Annotated in this window: 10 protein-coding genes and 1 pseudogene; 1 reads left to right on the plus strand and 10 read right to left on the minus strand. The window is 51.4% G+C overall.

What is annotated here, in order from left to right; all coding sequences use genetic code 11:
- Positions 1-279: 279 nt before the first annotated feature.
- The 4 genes from ACFMKP_RS12160 to rpoN are packed head-to-tail and all read right to left on the minus strand — an operon-like array spanning position 280 to position 3,277.
- Positions 280-1,215 (minus strand): diacylglycerol/lipid kinase family protein, encoded by a 936-nt coding sequence (locus tag ACFMKP_RS12160; RefSeq protein WP_382292166.1) that lies wholly within the window; start codon positions 1,213-1,215, stop codon positions 280-282.
- A complete protein-coding gene (locus ACFMKP_RS12165; RefSeq protein ID WP_382292168.1) occupies positions 1,212-1,592 on the minus strand; it encodes a hypothetical protein in 381 nt (126 codons plus the stop codon). Before ACFMKP_RS12165 ends, ACFMKP_RS12160 begins: the two co-directional genes overlap by 4 nt.
- Entirely contained in the window at positions 1,579-1,869 is a 291-nt protein-coding gene (locus tag ACFMKP_RS12170) for a hypothetical protein (RefSeq protein WP_382292170.1), read from the minus strand. The genes ACFMKP_RS12165 and ACFMKP_RS12170 overlap by 14 nt, the downstream gene beginning before the upstream one ends.
- A gap of 22 nt (positions 1,870-1,891) precedes the next feature.
- The gene (rpoN, locus tag ACFMKP_RS12175) at positions 1,892-3,277 is read right to left on the minus strand and encodes an RNA polymerase factor sigma-54 (protein ID WP_382292172.1); all 1,386 of its coding nucleotides are present in this window, start codon (positions 3,275-3,277) and stop codon (positions 1,892-1,894) included.
- A gap of 151 nt (positions 3,278-3,428) precedes the next feature.
- Between rpoN and ACFMKP_RS12180 the strand changes: the two genes are divergently transcribed.
- A complete protein-coding gene (locus ACFMKP_RS12180; RefSeq protein ID WP_382292174.1) occupies positions 3,429-4,193 on the plus strand; it encodes a dimethylarginine dimethylaminohydrolase family protein in 765 nt (254 codons plus the stop codon).
- Between the two features lie 60 nt (positions 4,194-4,253).
- Here ACFMKP_RS12180 and rplA read toward each other — a convergent pair whose 3' ends face one another.
- The 6 genes and pseudogenes from rplA to tuf form a co-directional block, all read right to left on the minus strand.
- Positions 4,254-4,967, minus strand: a complete 714-nt coding sequence (gene rplA / locus ACFMKP_RS12185; protein WP_204753730.1) for a 50S ribosomal protein L1 — start codon at positions 4,965-4,967, stop codon at positions 4,254-4,256.
- Between the two features lie 201 nt (positions 4,968-5,168).
- A complete protein-coding gene (gene rplK, locus ACFMKP_RS12190; RefSeq protein WP_054536725.1) occupies positions 5,169-5,594 on the minus strand; it encodes a 50S ribosomal protein L11 in 426 nt (141 codons plus the stop codon).
- Between the two features lie 35 nt (positions 5,595-5,629).
- Positions 5,630-6,202, minus strand: coding sequence for a transcription termination/antitermination protein NusG (gene nusG, locus ACFMKP_RS12195; protein ID WP_204753729.1), 573 nt, complete (start codon positions 6,200-6,202; stop codon positions 5,630-5,632).
- A 24-nt stretch (positions 6,203-6,226) separates the two neighbouring features.
- Positions 6,227-6,442 (minus strand): preprotein translocase subunit SecE, encoded by a 216-nt coding sequence (gene secE, locus ACFMKP_RS12200; RefSeq protein ID WP_236706941.1) that lies wholly within the window; start codon positions 6,440-6,442, stop codon positions 6,227-6,229.
- Positions 6,443-6,511: 69 nt separating this feature from the next.
- Positions 6,512-6,676 (minus strand): 50S ribosomal protein L33, encoded by a 165-nt coding sequence (gene rpmG, locus ACFMKP_RS12205; protein ID WP_110515820.1) that lies wholly within the window; start codon positions 6,674-6,676, stop codon positions 6,512-6,514.
- 153 nt (positions 6,677-6,829) lie between these two features.
- Positions 6,830-6,970, minus strand: a pseudogene (gene tuf, locus ACFMKP_RS12210) (elongation factor Tu); the annotation flags it as partial.

Below are 6,970 nucleotides of genomic sequence, written 5' to 3' on the forward strand. Positions count from 1 at the left end.
TGGTAGTTCGAGTCATCCGTCGATTGCCCCACTATTCCGCTAGCCAAAAGCCTATGTTCTATGTGTAATAGTTCATTCGGTTGACAACCATGGTTCATTCCCTCACCCCCAGCCCCTCGCCCACTGCACGTGGGCGAGGGGAGCGCTGGTCTGGTGGTTCCCCCTCGCCCGCGGGCGGGAGAGGGGGCTAGGGGGTGAGGGGACAAACCGTCGTTAATCCAATGAACCACTACACCTATGTTCTATGTTCTATGTTCTATGCTCTTCATCCCTCATACTTCATCCTTCTGGCTGGATCTCGGCCTGATACTCAGCGCCCACGACCACTTCCAAGGCTTTGGGCTGCACAGTAAACACAATTGGCTCATTGGTAATTAATTCGCCATCGGCGTTGAACCAAATTTCTGGCTCAGAGACGACTTGAACTTTCTTAGCGCGGCGCAATTCGACCAACTCGCTATTCAGATAATTACCATTGACCAATAAGCGTGCCGCCGCTCCAGCTAAGCTTAAAATCGAGCCATAATGCACAATCACCACATCGAGCAAGCCATCTTCGGGGTTGGCCAAGGGCGCAACTTGCACACCAGCTGCCGCCGTTCGACCATTGGCAATAATAATGTTCAGCGCATCGACCTGCTCAGGCGCTTCATCATCGTATTGAATTGTGGTGCGATAGGTGGTTAGATCGGGCAAAACGCCCAAAGCTCCGCGCAAGTAGGCCAATGGCCCCCACGTCGCCTTGACATCGCCCGATAAGGCTTCGTTGAGCTGGCCGCTAAAGCCACCAGCTGAGACATTCAGGGCATAATGCAATTCGCGTGGCGTGCGAATCTCAATCACATCGAGCTTGCGCCGCTCACCAACCAAAATCAATTTCCAAGCTTCGAGCGGATCGGTGGGCAAGGCCAAGGTGCGGGCCAGATCGTTGCCCGTGCCGAGCGGAATTACGCCCAGTGGCACGCGCCGTTCAGCTTCTAGCAGGCCTTTGACGATCTCGTTGATCGTGCCATCGCCGCCAGCAGCCACCACCAATTCGGCTCCAGCGGCCACTGCTTGGCGGGCCAAACGCTCGCCATCGCCAGCAGCATCGGTCGTGAGAATTGTGACACCGCTCATTGGGGCCAGCGTTTCGCGCAGCAAAGCGCCTTGCTCAGACGTGCCCGAAGCCGGATTCATGATTAGGCTAATCTTCAAAGTGGCCTCGTCGCTCATGGCTCAATACTTTCATCTGGTTGCGAATGGCGATCAAATAACCGCACTGCAAACCAACTAACCGTCATCCAAGGAATCACCTGAGTACCTGGAATTAGGGCCTCGACCACGCTGACGCGGCGCAAGCCTTGCAAGTTGAAGTGACTAAGCACCAGCCACGAAATTGGCGCGGCAAACACGTCAAAGGCCAAATCAAGCAAATCGAGCACAATCACCAAGCTCAAGGGAACGCGCATCATGGTTTCCCGATACGATGCGCCTTCGGGCACATTCAGGCGTTTGAGCCGATACCAAATGAGGGCTAGACCAAGCAAGCCCAATCCCCCAGCAATTGCAATCGTCCAACCAACAGCCCTGAAAAAGTTACTCCAATCCATGGGTGGTTCTCCGTGCTTGCCTCAATTGCCAGATGCCGATTCCAAGCATTCCCAGCACTATAAGCAAGAATGTGCCACGCTCAAAGCGCACGCCCGTTTGCGGCTGCGCTGCGTCGAGCCATGCCAAGGGCCAAACCAAGGCTTGGCTCAACCAAAGAATCAGTTGGGTAAACGGCTGGGCGGGGTTTGCAGCAAATAGGAGCAATACCAAGCGCGCAATTAAGAGACTTAACCCAGCAGCGAGCAACCATTCGAGCCAAATTCGCCAACGTCGCATCACAACAGCCTTTCTTGAAGGTTTAGCGCAAGGTCGAAGGCAAAATATTCAGTTGATTGCGATATTTGGCAATCGTGCGGCGCGCCACATCAAAACCACGCTCCGAGAGCAATTCAACCAATTCTTGGTCGGTCAGTGGGCGGGTTTCGTTTTGCACCAATTCCAACAGCACATCTTTGACGTTCAACGAGGCGGTGAAGAAATGGCTAAATGGAATCACCGAGCGATTGGGCAATTGCACATATTTATTGGCGGTTGCACGGCTTACCGTCGATTCGTGGACGCTAATACCATCGGCAACCTCAGCCCGTGTCATTGGACGCAGGAAGCGCACGCCTTGACGCAAGAAATCTTCTTGGGTTTCAATCAAAAATTCGCTAATTCGGCGAATGGTTTCGCGGCGTTGGCGAATATTGGTCAGGAACATTTGAGCACGCGCAACATATTGACTAAGGTGATCGCGCTCTTCTGAAGACATTTCTGCTTCGGCTTCGCGGCCACGTTTGGCCAACGATTGATACAGCGGATTGATCCGCAGGAAGCTGCGATCCGACATCAGCACTTCGGCTTCGAGCTTGCCTTCGTTCTCGCGAATAATTACATCGGGCATAATGTAGTTGGTGCGGGCCGAGCCTTCGCCACTGAGCGCCAAGGGATAAGGCCGCAAATGTTCGCGAATAAACTCGCGCACCTCGACCACATCATCGTATTCGGCGTTTAAGGCTTGGGCAATTGCGCCGTAGCGGTGCTCAGCCAAATCGTTCCAAAACTCAGTGATCACGCGCTCAACATACGGATGCCGTACATCTTCTTCTTCGAGGCGGCGCAATTGCAACAACAAACATTCTTGCACCGTGCGCGCGCCCACACCGACTGGAGCAATATCTTGTAGCTTGAGCAACACCGCAATTACCCGATCTTCGTCAATTGTGAGGGTTGCGGCAATATCGGCGGTATTGGCATCGAGAAAGCCCTGCTCATCCAAGCAGCCAACCAAATATTCAGCAATAAAATAATCTTGTTCTGGCAGCGAGGCCCGCAAATCGCGCAACAATACTTCGCTGAGTTGGGCTGGCGTGGCCACCATCATCAAAGGATCAAATTCATCTTCCTCGCCAGCAGCGGTGTAATCGCTGCGTTCAGCCTCGGCCAAGCGTTGGTCTTCGTGAACGCAATATAAACACAGCATTTCAATTAAAGGCCGACCACAGCGTGAGCATGTTTCATCTGGCTCCAGATCAACATTCTCAAGCGCTGGATTGTCCTCTAGTTCTTGCTGGATCAATTGTTGCAATTCGTGGGTTGAAAGCACCAGCATATTGTTTAATGCAATCAAAGCTGGCGACGCTTTGGTTGACATGGCTTGTTGTGCTAGCGCCTCAGGCGACATGCCCATGCGAAATTCCATGGCGCAATTCCTCCATAGGTTTGGTGCTTTGCCAACACATGTGCTGGCAAACAAGGTAATTCTATTGCTATTATACGGTAAACCACAAGGTGAAGGCTTTCTGTGGTACATACGTGGACTTTTGAAGTAGCCAAAAAGGATAGCAATTTTTATGCCAACCGCAATTGTCCGTCCGGTTAGTCCGGCAATTCAAGCATGTGAGCTAACCCACATCGAACGGCTGCCGATTGATTTGAGCAATGCTCAGAGCCAGCATAATCGCTACTGTACCACGCTTGCGGCTCATGGCTATCAGGTGGTCGAACTCACTTTAGCCGAAGATTTGGCCGATTCGGTATTTGTTGAAGATACCGCCGTCGTGTTGCCCGAATTAGCGATTATTACCAGACCTGGCGCTGAATCGCGTCGCCCAGAGTTGGCAGCCATGGCCGCCGTGCTGCAAAACTACCGTCAATTGGCATGGCTCAGCGAGCCAGCGACGCTTGATGGTGGCGATGTGGTCGTTTTAGGCAAAAGCATCTGGATTGGACTGTCGAGCCGTAGCAATCTAGCTGCGGTTGAGCAAATGCAGACGTTAACCGAGCCATTTGGCTATCGCGTCCAAGGCGTGGAATTGGGCCAATGCCTGCATCTCAAAAGCGCTGTTTGTGCCGTTGATCAAACCACAGTCTTGCTCAACCCACAATGGGTTGATCGGCAGCTATTTGCTGAATATCAGGTGATCGAGGTAGACCCACGCGAGGAGTATGCGGCGAATGTGGTGCAGCTGCACGATGGGCGTTTGCTCTACGAACAAGCCTATCCGGCAACTGCTGAACGTTTGCGCCAGCAGGGTTATCAATTAATTTTGCTGGATAATAGCGAGCTAGCCAAAGCCGAGGGTGCGTTGACCTGTTGCAGTGTGTTAGTTGATTGAGGGCTAAAACAAAACCAGCGGGAACGGCAGCAGCCATTCCCGCTGGTTGATCGAATTCAATTAGGCGGTTGCTTGCGCAACGTTCACATCGAGCGGAATCCCAGGGCCCATGGTGCTGGTCAGGGTAATGCTACGAATGTAAACACCTTTTGAACCGCTTGGTTTAGCAGCTTTGATCGCATCCAACAAAACTAACAAGTTTTCTTGAATTTGCTCAGCGCTGAAGCTAACCTTGCCGATGGCAACGTGCAACAAACCAGTTTTATCGTTGCGGAATTCGACGCGACCGCCTTGCAAAGCCTTGATAGCTTGGGGCAAATCGCTTGGTGGCACAACCGTACCGCTCTTGGGGTTTGGCATCAAGCCGCGGCGGCCAAGAATCCGGCCCAAGCGACCGACCTTACCCATCATGTCGGGGGTGGCAACGGCTACGTCGAAATCGATGAAGTTTTCTTTTTCGATGCGTTGGATCAGCTCATCGCCGCCGACAATATCAGCGCCAGCATTGCGAGCGACGTTTTCGGTATCGCCTTGAGCGAACACCAACACGCGCACGTTTTTACCGGTACCGTGGGGCAATGAAGCGGTGCTCCGAACCGTTTGGTCGGCGTGGCGAGGGTCGATACCCAAGCGCAAGTGAACTTCAACGGTTGCATCAAAATTGGTGAACGAGGTTTCTTTGACCAAAGCCGCAGCTTCTTCGGGCGTGTACAAGCGATCAGCTTCTACTTTTGCCGCAGCAGCTTGGTACTTTTTACCGTGTTGCTTTGCCATGAACAATTAGCTCCTTGTGGTCTTAAGCGAAGCCAAAGCTTCTGCCACAACATGTATTAAGGATGAAGGATGAGGGATGAAGGATAAATATCGTTCAGCCGTCACTTCAGCTTGGTTTCAATATATTAATCGACGGACTCGGTAAAAATCTAAAGGATGCAAGCTATTTCATAATTCATAACTCATCCTTCATATTTTCACTTAGTCTTTGATTGTAATCCCCATTGAGCGGGCGGTACCGGCGATAATTTTTTCGGCGGCTTCAACATCGTTGGCGTTCAAATCAGGCATTTTGGTTTCGGCCAATTGGCGCAATTGAGCGCGGGTAATTGAGCCAGCACCTTGAGTCCCAGTTTTGCCGCTCCCACGTTGAATCCCAGCAGCTTTGCGCAACAAGTCGGCAGCAGGTGGGGTTTTCAGAATGTAGGTAAACGAGCGGTCTGAGTAAACCGTAATTTCAACGGGAATAATCGTGCCAACTTGAGCTGACGTTTTTTCGTTGTAATCTTTACAAAACGCCATAATGTTGATACCAGTTGCACCAAGTGCAGGACCAACGGGTGGTGCAGGCGTTGCTTTACCAGCAGGCAATTGCAACTTTACGACTGCGGTTACTTTCTTTGCCACAAGGGACTCCTTCGCGAACTAGGTGTCGCGGGTGTTTATTCGATAACCCGGATAACTTGTAAGAAATCAAGCTCAACTGGTGCTTCGCGACCAAAGAACGAAACAAGCACGCGCACGCGGCCTCGTTCTTCGTCAATCTCATCGACCACACCTTCAAAGTCGGTGAAGGGGCCGTCGGTAATTTTGACAGTTTGGCCAATTTCGTAGTTGACCTTGACTTTGGGTGCTTCTTCTTCCATTTGCTTCAGAATAAAGCGAACTTCTTCATCGGCCAATGGTGATGGCTTGGTTCCCATGCCCACAAACGAGGTGACACCTGGTGTATTACGCACCACATACCACGAATCGTCAGTCATGGCCATCTGAACCAGCACATAGCCAGGAAACACCTTTTTTTGAACAGTCCGACGCTGGCCATTTTTGATTTCAATCTCTTCTTCGGTTGGCACGACGACGCGGAAAATTTGGTTCCGCATATCCATCGATTCAATCCGATGTCGGAGATTTTGCATCACTTTGTTTTCATAGCCTGAGTAGGTATGAATAACATACCAATGGACACCCTCGGGATCAAGCGTTGTTTCTGCTTCGTTTTCGTTGTCAGACATACTGAGCCTCGCATTTGGCGGTATTTATTGGATGATCCGCACCAGCGTTTCAAATAGCAAGTCGAAGACTGCTAGAATCGACCCGACCAACAACGAAATGCCAATCACGACTAGCGTCAAGCGTTGAGTTTCCTCGCGGCTTGGCCAAACGACCTTGCGCATTTCCGAAAACGCATCGCGGAAAAATTGGGCGATTGGATTCGGTTTGTAATCTTCTTTGTCTTCTGTTGCCACGGCCACCACAACCTCCTGATGAAATAGAAATGCTGCGGGGCGCTAGGCGCGACCGCGTTTGCGCAATTTCTGGTACTACTTCGTTTCGCGGTGCAGAGTGCGTTTGCGCAAACGTGGGCAGTACTTCACCAATTCTAAACGATTTGTGTCGTTTTTGCGATTCTTGGTCGTTGTGTAATTGCGATCGCCACACTCGGTACAAGCCAAGGTGATCACAATCCGGTTTTCTTTCTTTGCCATGATAAAACCTCTGTAGATGTGAATCAGTGCCAAACATAATAATGCGGGGTTGCCCCCGTCTTGTTATGCTTAGCCTGCTGCTGACGCAGGTTGAGGCACAAACGCGACCAGACCAAGCGGCTGATCGCGTTTGTGCTTTTTCAAAGCATTAGCTTATGCGATGATTTCGGTCACGATACCAGCACCCACGGTGCGGCCACCTTCACGAATCGCAAACTTCAAGCCTTGTTCGATAGCAACCGGAACGATCAACTCCACCGTCATTTGGATGTTGTCGCCTGGCATCACCATTTC

Origin of the sequence: Herpetosiphon sp. NSE202 (assembly GCF_042688385.1) — a bacterium.
Classification (GTDB): domain Bacteria; phylum Chloroflexota; class Chloroflexia; order Chloroflexales; family Herpetosiphonaceae; genus Herpetosiphon.

Bases quoted from the DNA above. Each gene is read 5' to 3' on its own strand.
- ACFMKP_RS12160 (WP_382292166.1), bottom strand. From the start codon at position 1,215: ATGAGCGACGAGGCCACTTTGAAGATTAGCCTAATCATGAATCCGGCT.
- ACFMKP_RS12165 (WP_382292168.1), bottom strand. From the start codon at position 1,592: ATGGATTGGAGTAACTTTTTCAGGGCTGTTGGTTGGACGATTGCAATT.
- ACFMKP_RS12170 (WP_382292170.1), bottom strand. From the start codon at position 1,869: ATGCGACGTTGGCGAATTTGGCTCGAATGGTTGCTCGCTGCTGGGTTA.
- rpoN (WP_382292172.1), bottom strand. From the start codon at position 3,277: ATGGAATTTCGCATGGGCATGTCGCCTGAGGCGCTAGCACAACAAGCC.
- ACFMKP_RS12180 (WP_382292174.1), top strand. From the start codon at position 3,429: ATGCCAACCGCAATTGTCCGTCCGGTTAGTCCGGCAATTCAAGCATGT.
- rplA (WP_204753730.1), bottom strand. From the start codon at position 4,967: ATGGCAAAGCAACACGGTAAAAAGTACCAAGCTGCTGCGGCAAAAGTA.
- nusG (WP_204753729.1), bottom strand. From the start codon at position 6,202: ATGTCTGACAACGAAAACGAAGCAGAAACAACGCTTGATCCCGAGGGT.
- rpmG (WP_110515820.1), bottom strand. From the start codon at position 6,676: ATGGCAAAGAAAGAAAACCGGATTGTGATCACCTTGGCTTGTACCGAG.